Genomic DNA, 19,271 nt, shown 5'->3' on the forward strand with positions numbered 1-19,271 from the left:
CTCACCCTCGGCCCAGGACGGCCTGGACGTTTCCGCCGCGGGTGCGGACGGCCTTACGCAGCGGGTCGATGATCAGCTCCCCGAGGGTGGTGGTGCCGATCTGCAACGTGACGTGCAATTCGCGCGGCCCCGACCAGCCACCACCCGCCAGGGCCGCCGCCGACGCCCCCGCCGGCGTCACGTTCGACCCGTACGGCAACCTGACCAGTTCGGCGCCACGCTCCCCGACGAGCGTCCAGCCTCCGGCCGGGCCGCCGCCCGCCTTGCCCTGGGCGGCCTCAACCTTCTTGTTGTAGGCCAGATCCCGCTGCTCTTTGACGAGGATGCCCTTGACCTTGGACGGGACGAGGCCGAGCCGGTCGGCCATCGCCCCGGCCTGCTTGCTGGTGAGGCCGAAGCTGCGGGCCATCGAAATGAACTCGCGTCGCTGCTCGGCCATCTTCTTCGTCACCGCGGTGATGCTGGAGCCCTTCTCCCGCATCGCGATCACGACCTGGTGCGCCGCCTCGGCCAGTCCCAGCAGCGCCGCACGGTTCTCGCGGCCCTTCTCCTTCGTGATGTTGAGGGTCTTGCCGTTCTCCTTCAGCGCCGTCCGGGCGCGGTCCCAGGCTTCCTCGTAGCCCATCAGCGCCCGGGTCTGGCCGAACACGCTGCCGGTGAGCTTGTCGATGCTGTCCCGCAGGGTGACGATCTCCCGCAGGGTGTCGGCGATGTCCCGCAGCGAACCCGCCGCATCGCCCAGCCCACCGCCGCCGCCGACGCCGCCCGGCCGGAACGCCATGCTGACGGAGCCGAACCCGCCGGACATGAGGCTGCGGGTCTGCCCGGCTGGCATCACGCTCGAGCCGTACGGCAACCTGACCAGCTCCGGCCCCTGCTCACCCACCAACGCCGTCGCACCACCCGCCACCCCGCTGCCGGCCACACCGCCCTGGGCGAACCGCCGCATGCCCAGGCCACCACCGAGGCCACCGCCGACGATGCCGCCATGCGCCCGAGCGGTGGCGTACGCGCCCTGGCGCAGGCCGGTGTTGGTGTAGACCGTGTTGCGGACCGTGGTGATGTGGACCGTCTTGTCCCGCAGCGAGTTCAACAGGGCTTTGGCCCGCGCGATCGCGGCCTGGAGCTCGCGGATGTCCCCCCGCAGCTTCGCCCGCTCCGGCCTGGTCAGCTTCGGATCCCGCAGCCGCGCCTTGGCGACCGCCAGCTTGGCCTCCAGATCGGAGATGTTGCCCCGCACCTCGGTCTGCACCGAGTCCGGGACCTTCAGCCACGCCTCGGCCAGCCGCTCCGCCTCGGCCTTGGTGGCACCCGCCGCCCGCAGCGAGGAGATCAGCTCCTTGCGGTAGCGGCCATACGCCGTGGCGATCTTCTCGGTCGAGGCGCCCTCGGCCTGCATGCTCGCGATGCGTTCCTGCGCGGTCCGCGCAATTTCGAGCATGGCCTCCCGGTTGGCCCGCCCCTTCTCGGTGTGGACGTCCAGCGTGCGGCCGTTCTCCTTGATCGACTCGGTGGCGCGGTCGATCGCCTCCTCCACCCGGATCTGCGCCTCAGCCGCGTCCAGCGCCGGGCCCGTCAGCTCCTCCATCTCGGCCGCCAGGTCGCGCAGCCCGGCGGAGGCGTCACGCGCCGAAGAGCTCAGGTCAGAGGTGGCCTGGGCGGCCTGCTTCACCCCCGCGTTGCTGGCGGCAGCCGCATCGGCGGCCTTCCACCGCTCCTCCGCCTCCCGCATCTCATCGGTGTAGATCCCCAGGCTCTTGTAGAAGTCGTGCAGCGACCGCTGGACGTTCTCACCCCAGCTGCGGGTCGTCTCACCGGCCCCCTTCACGGTGGAGGTCAGGCTGTCCCACTCATCAGCCAGAACGCCGAGAGCACGGGTGGCCGCCTCGGCACTGCCCGCGACGAACTCCAGAGCGGCGGCGATGTCGTCGGCGTGCTCCTCCGCCGTGCGGCCGAGGTTCTCCATCGCCCGCTCCAGCGACCCGAAGATCGCCGGACTACGTGCGCTGATCGCGTCCAGCACCGCGCTGAAACCACGCTGCAACGGCACCAGCGCCGGGCCGAGCGAAGCCACCCCGTCCCCGATGGACTGCACGAACCGGTCAACGGCCGGTTTGGCCCCGGCGAAGAAATGCGCCAGATACGGCTGGAGCTGGGCGAACGTACGGCGGGCGACATCGGAGGCGCGGATCGCCGACTCCTCCAGCGGCCGGGCCGCATTCGCCAGACCGGCCCGCACCTCGCGCCCCACGGTGCGCCAGTGGCGGCGCACGGTCTCCGACTGTGCGGCCGACACCACGCCGACCGCCGTCAGCGCACCCCCCACCGCCGCCGTGATCGCCCCGGCCGCGGTGCCCGCGCTCGCCGCCACACCGGCCAGACCGGCACCAACTACGGCGCCGATACCCGGCCCGAGCCGGCCGAAGATGGCCAGGGTGCTGCTGGCGAACCCGGACACGATCCTGGTGCCCCGGTCGGTGCCGTCCTTGATCCCGTCGGCGAGGCCGTCGCCGAGGTCCCGGCCGCCCTTGACGAACCGGTCACGCGCGTCGCGCAGCCGGCCGTCGGCGGTGCGGGCGAGGCCCTGCCCGAGCGCGGCGCCGGCTTCCTGCCCGGCCCGGCCCATGCTGGTTTTGAGCTGGGTCTGGAATCGGCGCACCTCGGACTGGGCAGCGGCCATCCCGGGGCGTGCCCGGTTACTCGCCGTAATGGTGATCTCAACTTCGTTGCTGATGGCTCACCCCTCCTCCCACTCCTCGATGCCGGGCGGCGGCCCGGCCAGCTCCTCGATCTTCAGCAGGCGGATCAGCCCGGCGTCCTCAGCCAGCAGCTGCGAGGGCAGGCATTTGAACCGGTCGCACAGGCCGAGGATCCAGCGCGCCCGACTCAGCTCGCCAGGCTCGGCGACAACGCCTCCATCGGCAGTGACGCCTCCAGGGACGGATCGCCACCGGGCGATGAGCCGTCCAAAGGGGCCGACACTCCGACGAGGGCCTCGGCCCATTGGTCGAGGACCTCGCGCACGAACCGCGGGTCGAGGGCGACGAACTCGTCCGGCGTGCACGGGACCGGCCGGTCGTCTTCGTCGTGCAGGTTCCAGCTGACGAGGTACTTGCCGAACTCCCGGAGCAGCTCCAAGAACTCGGCGCGGCCCTCCGGCGTGGACGTGTCGATGCCGCCGTCGATGATCGGGGCGAGCTGGAAGAACGTCTCCACCGACGATCGCCTAGCCCGGATTTCGAGGCCCTCGAATTCGCCGTCAGCCCATGTGAGTTTGACGGTCCTCGCGCGTGTGTAGCCCATCCGTATTTCCCCTATGCCCAGGTAGGAACATTCCCATCCGCCAAAACCCCGGGCGCCTGGAACGTAAGCGCCCCATCAGCGGCTCTGGTGAGCGCGTAATCCGTGAAAAGGCACTCGTTGGCGAGGGTCTTTCCACCGATGGTGAGGGTGACGGTCCTGTTCACGGACGTGGACGGCACCGTCTTGAGCACGTCGTGCGCCCGGTTGGCGTCGGGATTGAATACCCCGTTCAGTGTGATACTGAAATCGGCGAGAAGCAGAAGCCTCTCCATCGCCGACTTGTCCACGCCCGTAACGTCTTGAACCGCGCGTGGGGTTGCGAACTCGAAATTAGTGACATCATTTCTGATGTCGCGTGCCGTACCGGCGGAATCGTCCACACTCAGTGTGGTCCACGCCAATCCGCTTTGCTTCGGCATGGCCTATCCCCTTTCGATCTGCCGCGCGATGCGGTCCTGATGCTCGGCGAAGTCCTCCACCCAGTCCTCCGCCCGCCGATGCTGGTACGGCTGGCCGCCGAGCGGGTCGCCGCGCCAGTCCCCGCCGCGCACGAGGTACAGCGGCTCGCGTTCGAGCGGCACCTGGTGCGGCTGGAAGCAGGTCTGGCCCGGGGCGAACATGAAGACGGTGAGGCCTTCGGCGTCGCGGTCCTCGACGAACTTCCGGCCGGACTGGCGGCGGATGTAGTGCGCCTGCCGCCGGCCGAGCTCGCTGGTCTCATCCACGAGGGTGCGCCAGCCGTACTCGTACGCCGGGCAGCCGGCCTCCTCGCAGGTGGCGGGCCGCCAGTGCGTCGGCAGCGGCGCGGCCACCTGGTAGGTCTTGAACGCCGCTGCGGGCAGCTGCGGCGTGATGCGGTTGAGCGGCCTCATACTCGTGCCCTTTCTCGTGGCCCGTCGCCGGGTCGCGGCCGGGGCCCGGCCCGGTCGGGGCGGCGTACCTGCCGGTCCGGGCGTGGGAGTTCGGCGACGGTCTGCTCCAAGCGCAGGACGCCGGGCAGGGAGCCGGCGCGGACCAGCCCCGTGTCTGCGGCGACGTACGGCACGCCGGCGTCGTCCCACGCCTCCACGGCGAGGGCGAGCACGGTGTCCTCGCCCTGGCGGTAGAGGGCGACGGTGCCGGTGGTACACGGTGTGAAGGCCATCAGAAGACCACCGAGACGTCGTTGCGGGTCACGGCCACCAGGAACGACAGCGAGCTGAAGCCCCCCGAGGTGGTGGTGACGACACGCAGGTACCGCTCGACCGTCTGCGTGCGCCCGGTCTCGATCCGCTGGCTTGTCGGGCCGGAGGTGACGGTGATGAACGCGCCACCTGCGACGTCGGCCCACGCATCCGCGCCGCCGTTGTCCGACGATTCTTGGATCTTGATGGTGGCGTCGGTCCCGGTGAATGCAGTGACGTGGAGGAAGGCTTGCAGGCCGAAGTTCGTCGACCCGGTGCCGAAGTCCACACTGCTGCCGTTGGTCGCGCCCGTGTCCGTCCGTACGCCGGCGGTGAGGAGGCGGCCCCAGTCGATGCCGTACCCGTTGGCGAGGGCCTGGACGGCGATCGTCAGGCTGCCGTCGGCTGCCCGCGACGGGTCGTAGTTGATCTGCTTGCCCACCATCGACGCGGCCGGCGCGCCCAGGCTGGTGCCGCGGCAGTAGGTGAGGACCTGGTCGGCCGTGGGCAGCAGCGACAGGCGGGAGTGGGCCCGGTTCGGGTCGGGGTTGAAGTAGGCGACGTACTCCAGCGACCCGTCGCGGGCCAGGCCGACCCGCTCATACGCCGACTTGTCGATGCCGGTGGTCTCCTGGGTGCCCGTCAGGCCGCCGCCGATCCGGCCGAGGGAGCCGATGTCCCCCGAGAGGTTGTAGCCCGCCACGAAGAGGCGGTCGCCGAGTCCGGACTCTTTAGGCATTGTCTGCCTCCTCGACGGGGACGAGCGGCCCGTTGGACGGCCCGCGGTGGCGGTGGGTGGCCAGATGCTTCAGGTCCGCGTCCGGGTCGCGGCGGAGCGTCTCGTAGGCGGCGTTGGCGGCCTGCATCACCTGGGTGGGGATCTCGTGCAGGTACACGTCGTTGTGGGTCTGCACGCCGCGGCGGGAGGCGGACAGGATCGGCCGGTGCGTCTCGGCGGCGGCGAGGCTGCGGTACCAGCGGACGACGGTGCCGTCCATCACGGCCGGGGTCACCAGGACGATCACGAGTGCCTCCCGAGGAGCTGGTGGGCGATGGCGGTGGCCGCCGCGATCCACGCCTGACGCTGGGGTTCGGGCAGCTCCCGCCAGGCGGGCATGCTGTTGCCTGCGTGGTTGACCCAGTTCACGTGCTCGCCGTACGCCTCGTAACCGGCGCGGGCGAGATCACGGATCGAGTGCCTGCTCATGGCGCCTGCTCCCACACGTTGTCGACCACCACGGGAACCGTGACGTCGATGATCCGATACAGCTGGTCGCCGTCCCCCATCGGCAGATAGCCGGCCCGAGCGCCCAGCGCGACGCCGTTCGCGCCGAGCAGGTCGACGTAGGCCGCCGCACCACCCAGCTGGAAGTCAGCGGTGAACGCCTCGATGAGGGCGTCGGCGGCGGCCGTCACCTCCGGGTCGATCGCGTCCGGCGGGTCGGCCAGCATTGAGGAGTACAGGCGGACCATGAAGGAGATCCGCGCGCTCGTGGTGGCCAGCCCGGAGCGGGCCGGGATCGCCGCGATGTCCTGCACCCACACCGCAGCGGTCACGCCACGGCCGGGCGCATTGGTCGCCTCGAAGGCATTCACGCGTTCGAACCGGCCCAGCCGCATGGCGTGCGTGACGATCGCGTCAAGGATGCCCTGCACACCGATGCCGTCGGAGGGGGCAGCCAGCTCGATCGCGCCGGCCCGATAGCCCTTGAGGCTGGTGGAGTCCGTGACGGAGGCGAGGATCGCCCTCAGGCCGCCGGAGGTGTAGGTGTGGGTGAAGCTGGTGCCGCTGCCCGAGCTGGTCTGCCCGTCGCCCCAGTCGATGGCGTAGGTGGCGCCGGCGAGGCCCTCGGGGTCGGTGGCGGTGATCGTGGCGGTGACGGTCAGCCCGTCCGCGGTCAGTGACAGGCCGGTGACGGTGGGGGCGGTGCCGCCGGTGCCGCCGGTGATGGTGTAGTCGGCATCGACGGCGTAGAACGTCGAGAACGATGTGTTCGGTGCGGTGGCCGGGGTGGCGTGGAACCGGCCGTTGCCGTGGCTGCTGGACCCGGCCACGAGGACGGCGCGGGAGGCGGGGAAGCACATGCCGCCGTCGGCCGCCGTGTGCGGTGAGGTGACGAACGCGTTGTTGACGATGCCGTAGTTGCCGGACGTCTCGTAGGAGATGACGACCATCTCGCCGGGGTTGAGCGGCAGGGGCGTGCCCAGCAGGTGCGTCGACCAGCCGGGCGGCAGAGCGTCCGTCATCGTGATCGTCGCGAGCAGGTTGCCGGACATGTCCCACACGTGGCCGCGCCGGTTGGTGCGGTTGACGGCGTTGGACGGGGACCAGACGCGGATGCCGTTCAACGTCACGGCCTTGAGGGCGCAGACGACGGAGCCGAGCTCGTAGTCGTTGGCGTCGGTTGCGCCGGTCGGTGTCGCGCCGCTCCAGATGTTGCTCATTGGAGCCTGCCGATGTGGCGGGCGATGACCTGCTCGGCGATGGGCTTGGCTTTCCGGTTCAGGTGCAGGGCGACGCGACGGAAGGTGAAGTAGCCCTCGAACCGGGTGACAGGGCTGTTACGCGATCCGACACCTTCCAACCACGGACCGTATACAACCCTGTTGTCGTACAGGACGTGGGTGGAGGCGAACGCCCGGTCCCGGATCTGCGACTGGTAGAACCCGGTCGGCCGCTTGAGGACGCGGTGCAGGGTGAAGTGGATGTCGCGGAACCCCTGGTCGGCGACCGCGTCGGCGACCTCTTCGGCGATGTCGTCCAGGATCGGCATGGCGCGGCCGTCGAACAGCGGCCCGTCGACCTCGACCTCGGCGTGGATCTCCAGCATGGCTACACCGCCCGAACTCTCGCCTTGCGACCGAAGGCGGCCACCGCGTCCGCCCGCAGCTGCGCCAGCCCCCGCCCGGTCACCTCACGCTGGTTCTCGCCGCTCCCCGCCGTACGCGCGTAGCCGGCCTGCTCGCCGAGCAGCTCGATCAGCGCGAGGCCGACGGCGAGGTCCCGCACCAGCGGGGGGTAGACCTGGCGAGAGACGGCCGCGGCGTTGCTGTGGGTGGCGGCGGTGGTGCCGTACGCGCTGCGAGTCACCGTGAGCGTGCGCAGGGCGTAGATGGTGGAGCCCGAGTGCGTCGCCAGGTTGCTGCCATCCCACGCCCGCCGCACGGTGAGGCTGTTGCCGGCGATGTCGACGATCAGCATCCGCTCGCTGTCGAGGAGGATCACCTCGTCCACGTTGAACGCCGAGCCGTTGGTGACGACGACGGTGACGGCGGTGTTCGACGCGGCCAGGTCGACCTGGAGCGTCTGCCCCGTCGTGAGCATGCTCTTGCCGGTGACCAGCATCCGCTCGCTGTCGACCTTGATCAGGTCGCCGACCCCGACCGCGGAGGAGTCGCTGACGTTGATCGTGGTCGCCGTCGTGGTGGACACCGCGGCGGCCAGCGTTCCCGCCGGGGCGGTGTCATCGCCGTAGTTCCAGGTCCCGGCGATCGAGATGGCCCGCTGGTGGGTGTCACCCGAGGAGAACGCCGCGCTGGAGTCGAGGTCGATCTCCAGCCTGTTGTAGGGCGGCCCGTCGCCGGGGTAGAGGAAGTAGTCCGACGCCGGGATCGTCGTCCCGCCCGCCGTCAGCGTCGAGATGCTGATCAGCTCGTGCTGGTCCAGCCACAACCGCCACGGCCGCGCCCGCTGGCTGTTGGGCCAGTCGAACGTCTTGGTGGCCACCTCGGGATAGAACCTGCGCTTGAGGATGCCGGCGCCGCGGTTGGCGCCGCGGCCACCGTCGATGGCGTCCGAGGCGGATTCGATAGCGCGGTCGATCTGCCGGTGGGTGCGCGCGGTTTCCTTGACGTCCAGCGCTCGCTGGACGTCTTCCCGGGTGCAGTAGCAGACGCGCGTCACCGCCATGGTCAGCCCTGATCCTCACCGGGTGCCTCGGCCTGTCCAGGTCCACCCGTCGAACGGGCAGTGGAGGACCCCGTTCGGCCCTTGGGTGAGCGGCTCCCCGTCGTTTGGGCAGGCTTGCGGCGGCCGGTCCCGCTCGTCGCGGGCGAGCTCGGCTGCTTCTCGGCTGATGTCGAGGAGCTGTTCCCAGGAGATGGCTGCTCACCTTCTTCCTGCTCAACCGGGGGCAGCGCCGTACCGGCGCCGTCGGCCGGCACCTCGTGCTCGTAGCTCGCGCCGCCGTGGCGTGTGATCTTCGGCATGGTGTCCTCCTCGATACGGCCGCGGGCGTGCAGCCCGAGCACCGCGGCGGCCGACCCCTGTTCGGCCCGACGCTCGGAACCGCAGTGGGGGCAGTGGTCCACCCCCACCGCATACGCCGTCGTGCAGTCCAGACAGACCCACAGCATCAGCGCGGCCCCGCCGTCACAGCAGATCGGCCAGGGCCTCGGGAGCCCGCTGCGCGGTCAGGTCGTACACGATCGCCAGCACGCAGCCGAGCTTCCCGGCCGTGGCACCCGGGTCGGTGGAGTTCACGCTGACCCACTGGTAGCCGGCCGACAGCTGCGTGGCCGCCACCTCGATGACGGCGATGACCTGGTTTTCGCCCTCGTCGTCGCCCAGGTCGATCTCCGAGGCGGCGGTCTGGGTGTGCTTGACCCAGGTCTCGTCGTTGTCGAGGGTGGCCTCCCGCTTGGAGTACCAGCGGGTGACCACATCGAGATCCTGTGTGGTGCCGCCGGTGGCGGCGTTGTGCTGCTGCACGTCGAGGTCGACGTCCTCGCCGTTGGTGCCGGCCTGGGCGTAGTAGACGAAGGCGACGCCTTCGCCGTCGCGCAGGTGCACGCGGGTGCCGGTCTGGGCGCCGGTGGACAGGTCGACGGGCGGGATGACGCTGGCGATGTTGAAGAGCCGCCCCAACGCCTCCATGATCGTTCTCCTTTTCTGGTAGGGCCTTGGTCAGGCGGCGAGCTTGACAATCGGGCTGAGCGTCGAGCCGCCGTTCTGCGGCGTGATCGCGGACTGGAGCCACGGCCGGCCGTCGACCCGCTCGATGATGCGGAAGGCGACCTCGTCGGTCTCGAAGTACCGCTCTTCGGACTGGCGGGCCTGCATCGCCTGCCGGTCACCGATCAGGTAGAACCCGAAGTCGACGAAGCTCAGGTCGCCCGCGCTGCCGCTCGCGGGCACCTTCTCGGTGAACACGACGGGGCGGCCGAACAGGGTCATGGGCGGGGAGCCGATGGCCTGCCCGTTGTTCAGCCACAGCGCCGGGGAGGCGATGCCGTCGGTGCCGCGGGTCAGCGCCATCTTCGCCAGGCTCGGGAAGGTGTCGATGCTGGCGAGCCACACCGCCCGGGAGAGGGACTGCGGCAGCATCCGCGCGTACATGTTGACCACGTCGTCGAAGTCGACGGCGTTGCCGCCGCCGGTGCGGGCGACCTCGATGGCCGCCTGGCCCCGTAGCACGCCGAGGGGTTCGCCGACGCCGGTGCCGTTGAGGAACGCGATGTCCTCGAACCAGGCCAGCGCCTCGGGGAACAGCTGGTCGATGAGCGCCGTCAGGCTGATGAGGCTGTCGGCCAGCAGCTCGCTGGGGACCTTGGTGAACGCGGTCAGCTTCTTCGCGTCCAGGACCACGCGCGAGAAGCGGGCCTGCGACTCGGTCAGCGCGGCGCCTTCCTCGGTCCAGTAGCCGACGATGCCGCCGTGCACGGAGTTGGCGTTGCTGGTGGAGTCGATCGCCGGGAACGGCACCCGCAGGCTCTCCATGGGGATCACGCGGGCGCGCGGGCGGACCACTGCGGACTCCAGCGCGACGCGCAGCAACTCCGAGCGGAGCGTCTCGGGGATGAGGAACCCGCCGTCGGACGGCACCGTGCTGCCGAAGTTGCGCAGCTTCTCCAGCTTCTGCGCGACCTCGGGGCTGTTCTTGTCCGGGTTGGACCGCCAGATCGCGTGGAAGTACTCGCCGGAGCTGGCGAACAGGCCGTCCACGCTGGCGCCGATCGCCTTCGGGTTGTACAGGCCCTTCGCCTGGACACCCTTCGGCACCGAGGCGTAGGGGTCGGCCGCCTTGGGGCTCATGTCGAGCCGCTTGACGCCGTCGCCGTCGACGCTGCTGTCCTTGAGGAACGCGGCGAGCCCACGCTGCACCTCGGCGGCGACCTGCCGCTGCAGGACGGTGCCCTCGCCCTGAACCTTCTCGCCGTAGGCGCGGATGAACGCCTGGAGCGTCTCCGTGCTGGCCAGGACCGGCTTGTAGCGGCCGGGGTCGGCCATGAACTCGGCGAGCTCCTCGGCGTTCTTCGGGATCGGGATGTCCTTCGGCAGGACAGGAGTGGTCACGTTGCCTCCCTCAGCTGGGCGAGCAGATCGTCCGCGCTGACCTGCGCGGGGGGTTCCATCAGGTGCGCCACGAGCTCGGCCCACTCGGGGGGCTGCTCGGGGGCTTGCGTACGGCTCCCGGCGGCGGCGCGCAGCGGCTCCACGGGGGCCGTGACGTGAAGGGCAGGCGCCGGGCCGGGCTCGACGGGGGCCGAGGCCGCTACGGGGAGGAACGGCTCGCCCGACGCCGGCGCCTGGTCTGCGGGAGCCGCCGTGGGGTCGTCGGCGTGGTCGTCTTCGTCGGCGGGCAGGTGGTCGCGCAGGTGCCGCTCGATCGTGGCCCGCTCCTCATCGGTCAGGCCCTGGGTCTGCGGCAGGCGGGCGAGAGCGTTGCGGACGCCGTTGACGGACGCGGCCCCGGGCGTGCCGTCGGAGTTGACGAAGTGGTGCGGCAGCTTGCACGCGCTCTTGGGGACCTTGCCGTCCTCGACCTGGTCGCCGTCGTACCAGCCGTACATCGCCCTGGCGGTCGCCACACTCATGGGAGAGGGGAGCTTCTTCTCCTCCGCGCCCGCGTCCCACGTGCCTTCCTTGCTGGCGGTCTCGTGCGGGCCGACCGCCGTCGCCACCACGGCGGCCGGGGCCGGCGCGGGCGCGTTGCGGAACACCGACAGGTCCCAGCGGGCGGTCATCCGCCGGGTGACGTCGTCCGGGTCGTCGCTCCTCGGCGGGACGAGCAGCTCATCCGCCAGACCCGCCTCGACGGCCTCCTCGGCGGTGTACCAGGTCTCCTCCAGCATCCGCTGCCGCCACTCGGCGCGGGTGCCGCCGGCCTTGGCGGCGTAGGCGTCGGCGATGTTGTCGCTGATCTTGTCGAGGATCTCCGCCATCTTGGCCATCTCAGAAGCGGGGCCGACACAGCCGCCACTCGCGTCATGAATCATGACCATCGAGTTGGGGGCGGCGACGACCCGGTCCCCGGCGATCGCGATGACGGAGGCGATGGAGGCGGCCAGGCCCTCGATACGGACGGTCACGGTGGCGGGGTGGGCGCGCAGGGCGTTGGCTATGGCCAACCCCTGGAAGACCGCGCCCCCGGGGGAGTTGACGCGGAGCGTGATCTTGGAGGCGGTGACCTGGTTGAGCTGCTCCACGAACTCATCCGCGTAGATCCCGAACCAGCCGCCGACCTCGTCGAACAGAAGGATCTCGGCCTCATCGCTCCCGGTGTTGCGGAACTCGAACCACTGCCGCGGCTCACGCACCTGGGCCTTGAACCCCGGGGCGGCCAGGTCGGTGGGCAGGGGAATCCACGGCTTCGTCATGATCCACCCCAATGCGGAAGTATGGTGCCCCGGCAGCGGATGGTGCCCAGGCACCCGAAGTAGCCGCCGTGCGGGTAGCTCTCGCGGACTTCTTCGAGGGAGTCGAACCGCTCGCCGTCGATGTCGGCACATTGCACGCATCGGTTGCGGTCGCGGATCTCTACGGCCTCGTACCAGGTCGCGCCCTTGTCTTCTGCCTCGGCGGCTTCGAGTGTGGCGATCTTGCCCTCGTTCTCCGCTGTCCAGATGGCGCCACCGAGCTCGGTCCGCAGCGTCGCATCGGACAGGCTTTCGAGGTGATCGCGCACGCGCTGGGCGACGGTACGGCCGTCCGCGCCCGGCCGCCAGTGCCGCAGGGCTTCACGAGCGGCGGCGATCGCCAGCCCGGCCGCGAGGCTGGCGGCCACCACCGCGGCCGTGGCCGCGAGCCCGGCGGCGAGAGCGCCGGCCACCACGAGCGGGCTGATGGTGACGCCCTGCTCCTCCGCAGCCTGCACCATCCGGTCGCCGGCCGCCGTCGCTTGGGCGGCCATGGCGGCCTCCAGCAGTTCCGCTCCCCTGCTGCTGGAGGCCGCCAGTCCGGACAACCCCGCCATGTTGCCCGCATCCACCAGGGCTTGGATCTGCTGGGCGAGTTCGGCCCGCTGGTCGGCGGACACCTGCTCCCACTCCCGCAGTAGATCTTCGAGGCGGTCTTCCCAGTCTTCCCGCTCCTCCGGCTCTGGCTCGGCGGCGTTGCGGAGGCGGGCGAGCAGGTCCTCCGGCGACGTCGCGGGCGCGGGGGCGGGCGCAGGCTTCGCCGGCTCCTGCCACACGAGCGCGTCGGGCAGCTCCAGCGCCTCCTTGACCGACTCGCCGTCGTAGCCGGCGTCGACGTACAGCTTGGCCGCTGTCGCCTTGCTCGTCAGCGCGGCGGTGGCCGCCTCCTGGTCCTCGGGGACCGGGTCGTCGTAGTCGAATTCGAGGTCCTCGGCGGTGGGTCCGAAGAGGGGGAGGAACTCGTGGTTGAGCGCCTGCCTGATCGCCTCCAGGCGGGGCTTGATCAGCCAGCGGGCGAACATGACCTCGGCGGCTTCCATGTTCGCGCGGTTGGCGTCGTCGACGGTGCCGAGCATCGGCTTGGGGAAGCCGAACGCCTCGCGGATCACCTCGCGGCTGATCTCGCGCAGCTCGGTGAACTGCATGTCCCGCTGGCTGTAGCGGCGGTCCTTCCAGACCAGGCCGCCCTCCAGGATGGCGACGCGGTGGGCAGCGGCGACGCCGCGGTGTTGCTCTTCCCACCGATCCCTGAGCTGGTCGAAGTCGGTGTCGGTGAGGTTGCCGGGCGCCTCGATGATCCCCGAGGGCAGCGCGCTGTTGAGGAAGAAGTTGCGGTTCCACTCCGCCGAATACTTCGTCGCGTCGAGGTCGGCCAGGATCGCCTGCACCGGCCCCATGCCGCGGTAGATGTCCAGCGGGTTCGGCATCCGCAGCTGGATGACCTCATCCAGCTTGAGCGGGACTTTCTCGCCGTCCGGCGAGATGTAGATGTAGCCGGCCAGGAACTCGGTGGGGTGGGGTACCGGGTGCATGCGGTCGGGGCGGACCGGCCACAGCTCCAGCGGGATGGACCGCACGCGGGGGTTACGAGCGACGACCCACCAGGCCTCGCCGACCAAGTCTCTGTGCTGCTGAAATGTCTCGACGAACTCGGCGCACGGCATGAAGGGGTTCGGCTTGCGCCAGATGTCCAGGGCCAGGTGGCTGGTGACCTGGGTCCGGTCCTCGGACTTGCCGGAGGGGGCCTTGCGCCACAGGTGCCAGCCGATCTGGCTGGTGGCGTTCGACAGGCGGTGGACGATCGCGAACAGCGTCCCCACGCTGCCCATGGCGGCCATCTGCGCCTCGCGGTCGGACCGCATCGCCACGGCCTGGCCGAGCCTGCCGAACCGCGAGGTGTACGGCACAGGCGACTTGTTCCGCACGCTACGGACGAGGGTGCCGAGGGGGCTCCTCATCGGCGGTCACCGCCGGACAGCGCCTCCAGTACGAGGAGGCTGATGCCGGCGGCGGCGAGGCCGGCGGCGATGTGGAGGGTCCAGGCGGCGGCGGTGAGCAGGCCGAATCCGGCGGTTGAGAGGGTGAGGGTGCGGATGGTGTGCCAGCGGGGGAGGCGGCGGGCGAGCCAGCGGGCGGCGCGGACGGTGTAGGGGGTGCGCGGGGGGCGGGGTCGGCTGGTGGTGGCGCGCTCGGCCCGGAACGCGTCGAAGACGGCGGTCACGGACGGGTCCGGTGTGGCCAGAGCGTTGCCATACCGCTGATGGTACGCCTGGCGGGAAGATTTCCGGTAGATGGGCCGTCAGGCGGGAAGATTTGTCGTCTGGCGTGGTCGGGGGTGTGGCCGCGCCGTACGGCGGAGCCGCCCCGGGTCAGCTTGTGGGATGAGGGTATTCCCGCAACTTACCAGCCGGTAGGCGTGTCCGGCTCGATGGACGGCACTCACCGGCCGAGGGTACGGATCCGCGGCCGGGAACCCAGATCCCGATGCGCGACCGCGTACCGCAGCGCGTCCATCCCGTGATCGTTCTCCTTCAGCGGCTCTTCCTTCAACGCCCCTCCCGGCTTGATCGCCCACACGTAGCCGGGAAACTCCTCCTCCGTGCACGTCGGCAGCTTCGCCTCCACGAGATCGGCGTCCCGCTCGGCCAGCGCGCCGCGCACGATGAACAGGCGGGGCCGCCCGTCCGGCTGCACCTTCAGCCGGGACTGGACCGCCTGGATGCCGTCGCTCACGGTCTTCTTCGCCGCGGTGGTGGAGATGCCGAGATGCCGCTCCAGGGTCGCCCGGTCCTCGGCGTCGTGGTCGCAGACGACGGCGCGAGGGCGCGGCTCCAGCCACCGGCCGCCCGGGGCCACCAGGCGCAGGATGTCCTTGGCGTGGTCCTCCACCAGCCTGCGCGTGCGGTAGATCTCCCGCACGAGGTACAGCCGGCCGTCCGGGTCCTCACGGTAGTCCTGCCAACAGAAAGGGTTGGTGAACCCGAAGTCGACCGACCACCAGCGGCTCCAGTCCTCCGGCACCGGGAACGGGTCGACGATGTGCACATCCGGCGTGAAGTTCTCGTAGATCACGCCCTCGGCGGCGGCCCAGATGCCGTCCCGGAGGCGGAGCCGCCGCACGCCGGTGAGCGCGTCGAGCTTGGCCATGTAGTCCCGGCCAGCGTCGGTCAGCGTGCCGTCGGCGTTGACGTAGGCGGGGTTGTCGGCGTGCCGCGAGTAGAGCATGACCATCGCGCCCCGGTCGGCGCGCTGCTTGAGGAAATGCGTCGGATGGGCCGGATTACAGGCCGCGACGATCTGCTTGTAGGTCGGGGCCGTACCCCGCAGACGGGAGATCAGAGTCTCCAGCGCGGTCTCGCTGATCTCGGTGGCTTCGTCGATGGAGATCCGGTCGAACTCGGAGCTGAGGAATTTTTCCGGCCGGTCGAGCCCGCCGACGAGGATCGTGGAGCCGTTGGCGTAGCGGTAGGCGGCGGGCTGGCGGGCCGACCCGCCGAACCACCGCACGAGGCCGGCGGCGAGCGCCTGGGCGGCGACGGCCCGTTCGAAGGTGACCAGGGTGGTGCCGGTGAGGGAGGCGTGGGTCTGGCGCACGAGCAGGGCACGTAGGCCGGGTACGGCCAGGCAGCTCAGGTGCAGCTTGAACAGCATCGCCAGGCTCTTACCGGTTCCGGCGGGACCTGCGATCAGGACCTCGGAGGCTCTGCACTCCAGGAGTTGCTTGGCCGCGCCGCGCGGCTCATACCGGATGACGGCGCCGGTCATTGAAGCTGGCTCAGGTCCACGCCGACGATCTCGTACCGGACGCCGCCGTCCACCTCGACCTGCTGCTTGACCGGCGTGTCCAGGCCGAACAGTTTCGCCCGCCGCTCCTCGATGGCCAGGATCGTCTTGATCGCCATCAGCGTCGGCCCGTCGTCCTCGACCGGTTGCCCGTCGAGCCGCACGACCTGGCCGTTGGAGACGGTGATGTGCCGCCGCTGGAGCACCTCATGCGCCTTGCGCAGCAGCTCATCCAGCCGCTCGGCCTGCTCGGCCCGGTACTCGGCGACCTGCTGGGCGGGGATCTCGCGCAGGGTCTGCCAGTAGATCTGATGGGCCCGCTGCCGGGTGACGCCGAGCTGTTCGCCGATCTCCTCGAAGGTCTGGCCTTGGCGTCGGAGGCGCATGACCTCGGCTTTTTGCCGCTGGGTTTCCTCTTTGCGTTGTGGTGAGGTGCCCATTGTCAAGAGCTCCTTACGTCAAGTGACCGGGTCATGGGATGACCTCGATGAGGTCGGTGGTGATCCAGCAGGCGAGGCCTGCGGCGACGAGGTTGATGCGTCCGCCTACGCCGAGGGTGGCCAGGCCGAAGCAGACGAGGCCGGCGATGAGGAGGATCAGGGTGATGATGCGCATGGCTGCTCCCTGGGTTCGGTGTGGGAGCGGCTTCCCTGATCATTCCCTCTCCTCGGGGTTTATGCCCTCGCGGAGGGCTGCCCGCAGTTCGCATGCTGCATGGTTGTAGGCGCTCCACCAGCGGCTTCCGTGGCTTTCGGCGTCTCTCCAGGCGAGGTTGCGTTCGATGATGGCCTGGATGTCTGCGCGTAGCTGGGTGTTCTCGGCTCGGAGCCGTTCCAGTTCTTCGTCTCGTACGGCGACGAGGGCGTCCAGGACGCGGTCTCGGTCTTCGTCTCTTCGCGGGTGCCAGCGTGCGTCCAGAAGCGCTTCGGCGTACCGCTGGCGGAGGTCGTCAGCCACGGCCGGCCTGCCTTTCACACTCGTCGTCGCAGTAGTCCTTGCCACCCGGACGTGCCAGCCTCGCCGGAAGGTCGGCCGGGATGGAGCGGCGAGCCTCCTCCGCCGTCTTGCCCGCAGCCATGAGCGCCGAGCAGTGGTCGCACACGATCGTCACCTCAACCGACATCGGTCCTCTTCTCGGGTAGGGCGGCACGGAGGCGGCCACGTGCGGCGGGGTCGTTGATTCCGCCGAGTCTGCTGGCGATGACCTGTTCAGGGCTGGGTTTGGCCATGGTGGTGATCACCTTTTTCGAGGTCGACGATGCGGAGCGGTGCGAGGGCGGGGTCGTGTTCGACGTGGCCGGTGGGTGTGGTCCACGCGTACCGGGCCGGGCTGATCCTGCGGTGGCCGTCTCGGACGATGCGGAAGCAGCAGCCGCAGGCGCCTTCGGGGACCGGGGGGATGTCGATGGTCACGGTGAGGGGGCCGTACCGGTGGATGCTGCTCATTGCCACTCCTGCGGGTCTATGCCGGCGATCCACGCGCCGAGGCGGTGCCGGGCGTGGTGGATGGCCGCGTGGATGCGCCGGCGGAGCCGCTGGCGCCAGGGGGTTGGGGTGGGGGTGCGGGTGTCGGGGATGAGGCCGAGGTCCATGGCGTCGTCGGCGGGGATCGGGACGTGGACGATCATCTTGTGGGCGGTGAGGTGCCGCCGCTTCCAGGCTTCTTCGAGTTCGCGGGCTTGGGCGTCGGTGAGTGGTTCGATGATCTGGGGTGGTCCTTCGCCTTCGCGGGGTTCGGGCCAGGTGAAGCGGAACGGCATGTCAGGTGTCATGGGGCTTCTCCGATCTGGCGGGCGAGCTTGGCGGCGCGGTCCATGGCGGCCTTGTAGTGGTACGCCTTGGCCTTCTCGCCTGCCGTGTCGATCGCTTCAGCGATCTGCTGGGCGGTCTCTCTCCGTATGTGGGCGGCAAGAAGGGGGTAGGCAGCCTCGACGATCTTCCCTACGTCGTATTCGCTGATGTACTGCCACAACACGGGGTGCGCTTTGACCCGCTCCCAGGCGGCTTCGATGGCTTTCGCTGGGATGTCAGGCATGGTGGGGGCCTTTCTCGATGCCGAGTTCATGTTCGAGTTCGGCGATGCGCTGGGCCTGGGCGGCGTGTTCGGCGCGGAGTTGCTTGTCCGTCTTGGGGAGGCGGCCGTTGACGAGCGCGCCGAGGAGGATGACGGGCCACATGCCGCCGACGAGGAAGCCGAGCATGCGGGCGGCGATCTGGTCGCCGAGGTCGGGTTGGTCGTGGGGTGTGTCGTTGAGGAGGAGGTGGGCGGCTTTGCGGGCGGTGATGACCCAGCCGGTGGCGTAGAGGGCGAGGATGATCCATGTGGTCAAAGGAGGGTCTCCTGTTGGTCGTGGCCGGTGCAGTCGGGGCAGAGGCGTTGGGCCTGGTCGGGTGGGATGGTCTGCCAGAGTTCGGCGGGGTTGGTGAGGTCGAGGCCGCACAGGGTGGTGTCGCCGTCGGCGATGTGCTCCACGGTGTAGAGGCGGCGGGCCGGGGCGACGTAGCGGACGCTCACGGGCTGCCTGCCGGGATCAGCGCTCGGGCCTGGTCGGTCATCTGCTCCAGCTCGCGGACGGCGTCGGGTCCTTCGGCTTCGGCCTGAGCGTGGAGGATCGGGAGGCCGGATTCGATGGAGGCGAGGACTTCGGCGCGGGTGGCTGGCCGACCCTCGGCGTACCAGAGGGTTTCTACAGGCTGGCCGACCTGGAAGAGGATCCCGCCCTGGGCGCGGAAGGGCTTGTAGGAGCGGGTGATCCAGATGAGGGTGACGCCGGGGTTGCGGCGAATCATCGTCCCGGCCGGGTCGCCGGTCTCGGCGGGCAGGTGCCGGTCGCGGCGCGTCATGGCTGGGGTGGTGAGGAACGGGCACGCCTGGGCGGCGTAGACGGCGCAGTCGCGGTGCGAGGGCGGCTCGGCCGAGACGCGGTTGATGGCGCACATCGGGCCGATGACGAACGCCTTCCACGAGCCGAGCGTGCCCCCGCACAGCCAGCACAGGCCGCACCGGACCGCGTCGGCGATCTTCCCAGGGCCGATGACGCGGAAGTCGGGCTGGCCGTCGATCCAGGCGACGAACCACGGCACGGGACGGCCGTGCTTGTCGCGCGGCAGGTGGGCCATGCGGGCGGGGACGGGCGGGCGAAGGTCAGCCACGGCGGCCCCCGAGGAGTTCGCCCAGGAGTTGCCAGACGGTGATGCCGAACCCGACGCCGCGGGCGGTTTCGCGGACGCGTACGCGGGGCTGTGGTGGTCTGTGAGGCTCGTGTGGGGGTGGGGGTGGGGGTGGGTCTGGGGTTGGGTTGGGGGCTTGCGTGGCCCGTGGGGGCTCCTGGGGGGCTCCTGGGGCCTTCCCAGCCGCGAGGGTGTCGCAGACGCGGCAGACCG

Annotated in this window: 27 protein-coding genes; all 27 read right to left on the minus strand. The window is 70.2% G+C overall.

Annotated features, from left to right (window positions below):
• Position 1: 1 nt before the first annotated feature.
• The 27 genes from BSB02_RS34775 to BSB02_RS34890 all read right to left on the minus strand — a co-directional run bounded on the left by BSB02_RS34775 (position 2) and on the right by BSB02_RS34890 (position 19,040).
• Positions 2-2,680, minus strand: coding sequence for a coiled-coil domain-containing protein (locus BSB02_RS34775; RefSeq protein WP_084965252.1), 2,679 nt, complete (start codon positions 2,678-2,680; stop codon positions 2-4).
• A 206-nt stretch (positions 2,681-2,886) separates the two neighbouring features.
• Positions 2,887-3,216, minus strand: a complete 330-nt coding sequence (locus BSB02_RS34780; RefSeq protein ID WP_143591555.1) for a hypothetical protein — start codon at positions 3,214-3,216, stop codon at positions 2,887-2,889.
• 98 nt (positions 3,217-3,314) lie between these two features.
• The gene (locus BSB02_RS34785; protein WP_206185046.1) at positions 3,315-3,722 is read right to left on the minus strand and encodes a hypothetical protein; all 408 of its coding nucleotides are present in this window, start codon (positions 3,720-3,722) and stop codon (positions 3,315-3,317) included.
• A 3-nt stretch (positions 3,723-3,725) separates the two neighbouring features.
• Positions 3,726-4,175, minus strand: a complete 450-nt coding sequence (locus BSB02_RS34790) for a hypothetical protein (RefSeq protein ID WP_084965255.1) — start codon at positions 4,173-4,175, stop codon at positions 3,726-3,728.
• Positions 4,172-4,447 (minus strand): hypothetical protein, encoded by a 276-nt coding sequence (locus BSB02_RS34795; protein ID WP_084965256.1) that lies wholly within the window; start codon positions 4,445-4,447, stop codon positions 4,172-4,174. The genes BSB02_RS34790 and BSB02_RS34795 overlap by 4 nt, the downstream gene beginning before the upstream one ends.
• Complete coding sequence (locus BSB02_RS34800) at positions 4,447-5,205, minus strand: hypothetical protein (RefSeq protein WP_084965257.1); 759 nt, start codon at positions 5,203-5,205, stop codon at positions 4,447-4,449. Before BSB02_RS34800 ends, BSB02_RS34795 begins: the two co-directional genes overlap by 1 nt.
• A complete protein-coding gene (locus BSB02_RS34805; protein WP_084965258.1) occupies positions 5,198-5,491 on the minus strand; it encodes a hypothetical protein in 294 nt (97 codons plus the stop codon). Before BSB02_RS34805 ends, BSB02_RS34800 begins: the two co-directional genes overlap by 8 nt.
• Positions 5,488-5,673 (minus strand): hypothetical protein, encoded by a 186-nt coding sequence (locus tag BSB02_RS34810; protein WP_084965259.1) that lies wholly within the window; start codon positions 5,671-5,673, stop codon positions 5,488-5,490. Before BSB02_RS34810 ends, BSB02_RS34805 begins: the two co-directional genes overlap by 4 nt.
• Positions 5,670-6,911: a DUF4082 domain-containing protein gene (locus BSB02_RS34815; RefSeq protein WP_084965260.1), complete on the minus strand. Its 1,242-nt coding sequence runs from the start codon at positions 6,909-6,911 to the stop codon at positions 5,670-5,672. The genes BSB02_RS34810 and BSB02_RS34815 overlap by 4 nt, the downstream gene beginning before the upstream one ends.
• Positions 6,908-7,297 (minus strand): hypothetical protein, encoded by a 390-nt coding sequence (locus tag BSB02_RS34820; RefSeq protein WP_084965261.1) that lies wholly within the window; start codon positions 7,295-7,297, stop codon positions 6,908-6,910. The genes BSB02_RS34815 and BSB02_RS34820 overlap by 4 nt, the downstream gene beginning before the upstream one ends.
• Positions 7,298-7,299: 2 nt before the next feature.
• On the minus strand, positions 7,300-8,376 hold the full coding sequence (locus BSB02_RS34825; protein ID WP_084965262.1) for a hypothetical protein: 1,077 nt from the start codon (positions 8,374-8,376) through the stop codon (positions 7,300-7,302).
• Positions 8,377-8,838: 462 nt separating this feature from the next.
• Positions 8,839-9,342 (minus strand): hypothetical protein, encoded by a 504-nt coding sequence (locus BSB02_RS34830; RefSeq protein WP_084965263.1) that lies wholly within the window; start codon positions 9,340-9,342, stop codon positions 8,839-8,841.
• A 30-nt stretch (positions 9,343-9,372) separates the two neighbouring features.
• Complete coding sequence (locus BSB02_RS34835; RefSeq protein ID WP_084965264.1) at positions 9,373-10,761, minus strand: phage major capsid protein; 1,389 nt, start codon at positions 10,759-10,761, stop codon at positions 9,373-9,375.
• Positions 10,758-12,065, minus strand: coding sequence for a head maturation protease, ClpP-related (locus tag BSB02_RS34840; protein WP_158088817.1), 1,308 nt, complete (start codon positions 12,063-12,065; stop codon positions 10,758-10,760). The genes BSB02_RS34835 and BSB02_RS34840 overlap by 4 nt, the downstream gene beginning before the upstream one ends.
• A complete protein-coding gene (locus tag BSB02_RS34845) occupies positions 12,062-14,029 on the minus strand; it encodes a phage portal protein (protein ID WP_158088818.1) in 1,968 nt (655 codons plus the stop codon). Before BSB02_RS34845 ends, BSB02_RS34840 begins: the two co-directional genes overlap by 4 nt.
• A 29-nt stretch (positions 14,030-14,058) precedes the next feature.
• The gene (locus BSB02_RS34850; protein WP_084965267.1) at positions 14,059-14,325 is read right to left on the minus strand and encodes a hypothetical protein; all 267 of its coding nucleotides are present in this window, start codon (positions 14,323-14,325) and stop codon (positions 14,059-14,061) included.
• A gap of 218 nt (positions 14,326-14,543) precedes the next feature.
• The gene (locus BSB02_RS34855; protein ID WP_084965268.1) at positions 14,544-15,869 is read right to left on the minus strand and encodes a phage terminase large subunit; all 1,326 of its coding nucleotides are present in this window, start codon (positions 15,867-15,869) and stop codon (positions 14,544-14,546) included.
• The gene (locus tag BSB02_RS34860) at positions 15,866-16,273 is read right to left on the minus strand and encodes a sigma factor-like helix-turn-helix DNA-binding protein (RefSeq protein ID WP_084965269.1); all 408 of its coding nucleotides are present in this window, start codon (positions 16,271-16,273) and stop codon (positions 15,866-15,868) included. The genes BSB02_RS34855 and BSB02_RS34860 overlap by 4 nt, the downstream gene beginning before the upstream one ends.
• An 85-nt stretch (positions 16,274-16,358) precedes the next feature.
• On the minus strand, positions 16,359-16,502 hold the full coding sequence (locus tag BSB02_RS40845; RefSeq protein ID WP_158088819.1) for a hypothetical protein: 144 nt from the start codon (positions 16,500-16,502) through the stop codon (positions 16,359-16,361).
• A gap of 39 nt (positions 16,503-16,541) precedes the next feature.
• Complete coding sequence (locus BSB02_RS40190; protein WP_143591559.1) at positions 16,542-16,844, minus strand: hypothetical protein; 303 nt, start codon at positions 16,842-16,844, stop codon at positions 16,542-16,544.
• Complete coding sequence (locus BSB02_RS40850) at positions 16,837-17,010, minus strand: hypothetical protein (protein ID WP_158088820.1); 174 nt, start codon at positions 17,008-17,010, stop codon at positions 16,837-16,839. Before BSB02_RS40850 ends, BSB02_RS40190 begins: the two co-directional genes overlap by 8 nt.
• A gap of 86 nt (positions 17,011-17,096) precedes the next feature.
• Positions 17,097-17,333: a hypothetical protein gene (locus tag BSB02_RS34865; protein WP_084965270.1), complete on the minus strand. Its 237-nt coding sequence runs from the start codon at positions 17,331-17,333 to the stop codon at positions 17,097-17,099.
• Positions 17,330-17,659: a hypothetical protein gene (locus BSB02_RS34870; RefSeq protein ID WP_143591561.1), complete on the minus strand. Its 330-nt coding sequence runs from the start codon at positions 17,657-17,659 to the stop codon at positions 17,330-17,332. The genes BSB02_RS34865 and BSB02_RS34870 overlap by 4 nt, the downstream gene beginning before the upstream one ends.
• Entirely contained in the window at positions 17,656-17,922 is a 267-nt protein-coding gene (locus tag BSB02_RS34875) for a hypothetical protein (RefSeq protein ID WP_084965272.1), read from the minus strand. Before BSB02_RS34875 ends, BSB02_RS34870 begins: the two co-directional genes overlap by 4 nt.
• Positions 17,915-18,217, minus strand: coding sequence for a hypothetical protein (locus tag BSB02_RS34880; RefSeq protein WP_084965273.1), 303 nt, complete (start codon positions 18,215-18,217; stop codon positions 17,915-17,917). Before BSB02_RS34880 ends, BSB02_RS34875 begins: the two co-directional genes overlap by 8 nt.
• On the minus strand, positions 18,214-18,402 hold the full coding sequence (locus BSB02_RS34885) for a hypothetical protein (protein ID WP_084965274.1): 189 nt from the start codon (positions 18,400-18,402) through the stop codon (positions 18,214-18,216). The genes BSB02_RS34880 and BSB02_RS34885 overlap by 4 nt, the downstream gene beginning before the upstream one ends.
• Entirely contained in the window at positions 18,399-19,040 is a 642-nt protein-coding gene (locus tag BSB02_RS34890) for a hypothetical protein (RefSeq protein ID WP_206185047.1), read from the minus strand. The genes BSB02_RS34885 and BSB02_RS34890 overlap by 4 nt, the downstream gene beginning before the upstream one ends.
• Between the last annotated feature and the right edge of the window lie 231 nt (positions 19,041-19,271).

This window comes from Thermoactinospora rubra, assembly GCF_002093975.1.
Lineage (GTDB): Bacteria > Actinomycetota > Actinomycetes > Streptosporangiales > Streptosporangiaceae > Nonomuraea > Nonomuraea rubra_A.

What these genes read in the sequence shown, in the direction of transcription:
- BSB02_RS34865 (WP_084965270.1), bottom strand. Translation starts at nt 17,333, where the DNA reads ATGAGCAGCATCCACCGGTACGGCCCCCTCACCGTGACCATCGACATC.
- BSB02_RS34820 (WP_084965261.1), bottom strand. Translation starts at nt 7,297, where the DNA reads ATGCTGGAGATCCACGCCGAGGTCGAGGTCGACGGGCCGCTGTTCGAC.
- BSB02_RS34860 (WP_084965269.1), bottom strand. Translation starts at nt 16,273, where the DNA reads ATGCGCCTCCGACGCCAAGGCCAGACCTTCGAGGAGATCGGCGAACAG.
- BSB02_RS34775 (WP_084965252.1), bottom strand. Translation starts at nt 2,680, where the DNA reads ATGGCCGCTGCCCAGTCCGAGGTGCGCCGATTCCAGACCCAGCTCAAA.
- BSB02_RS34815 (WP_084965260.1), bottom strand. Translation starts at nt 6,911, where the DNA reads ATGAGCAACATCTGGAGCGGCGCGACACCGACCGGCGCAACCGACGCC.
- BSB02_RS34785 (WP_206185046.1), bottom strand. Translation starts at nt 3,722, where the DNA reads ATGCCGAAGCAAAGCGGATTGGCGTGGACCACACTGAGTGTGGACGAT.
- BSB02_RS34795 (WP_084965256.1), bottom strand. Translation starts at nt 4,447, where the DNA reads ATGGCCTTCACACCGTGTACCACCGGCACCGTCGCCCTCTACCGCCAG.
- BSB02_RS34825 (WP_084965262.1), bottom strand. Translation starts at nt 8,376, where the DNA reads ATGGCGGTGACGCGCGTCTGCTACTGCACCCGGGAAGACGTCCAGCGA.
- BSB02_RS34840 (WP_158088817.1), bottom strand. Translation starts at nt 12,065, where the DNA reads ATGACGAAGCCGTGGATTCCCCTGCCCACCGACCTGGCCGCCCCGGGG.
- BSB02_RS34810 (WP_084965259.1), bottom strand. Translation starts at nt 5,673, where the DNA reads ATGAGCAGGCACTCGATCCGTGATCTCGCCCGCGCCGGTTACGAGGCG.
- BSB02_RS34870 (WP_143591561.1), bottom strand. Translation starts at nt 17,659, where the DNA reads ATGACACCTGACATGCCGTTCCGCTTCACCTGGCCCGAACCCCGCGAA.
- BSB02_RS34830 (WP_084965263.1), bottom strand. Translation starts at nt 9,342, where the DNA reads ATGGAGGCGTTGGGGCGGCTCTTCAACATCGCCAGCGTCATCCCGCCC.
- BSB02_RS40850 (WP_158088820.1), bottom strand. Translation starts at nt 17,010, where the DNA reads ATGTCGGTTGAGGTGACGATCGTGTGCGACCACTGCTCGGCGCTCATG.
- BSB02_RS34790 (WP_084965255.1), bottom strand. Translation starts at nt 4,175, where the DNA reads ATGAGGCCGCTCAACCGCATCACGCCGCAGCTGCCCGCAGCGGCGTTC.
- BSB02_RS34875 (WP_084965272.1), bottom strand. Translation starts at nt 17,922, where the DNA reads ATGCCTGACATCCCAGCGAAAGCCATCGAAGCCGCCTGGGAGCGGGTC.
- BSB02_RS34800 (WP_084965257.1), bottom strand. Translation starts at nt 5,205, where the DNA reads ATGCCTAAAGAGTCCGGACTCGGCGACCGCCTCTTCGTGGCGGGCTAC.
- BSB02_RS34855 (WP_084965268.1), bottom strand. Translation starts at nt 15,869, where the DNA reads ATGACCGGCGCCGTCATCCGGTATGAGCCGCGCGGCGCGGCCAAGCAA.
- BSB02_RS40845 (WP_158088819.1), bottom strand. Translation starts at nt 16,502, where the DNA reads ATGCGCATCATCACCCTGATCCTCCTCATCGCCGGCCTCGTCTGCTTC.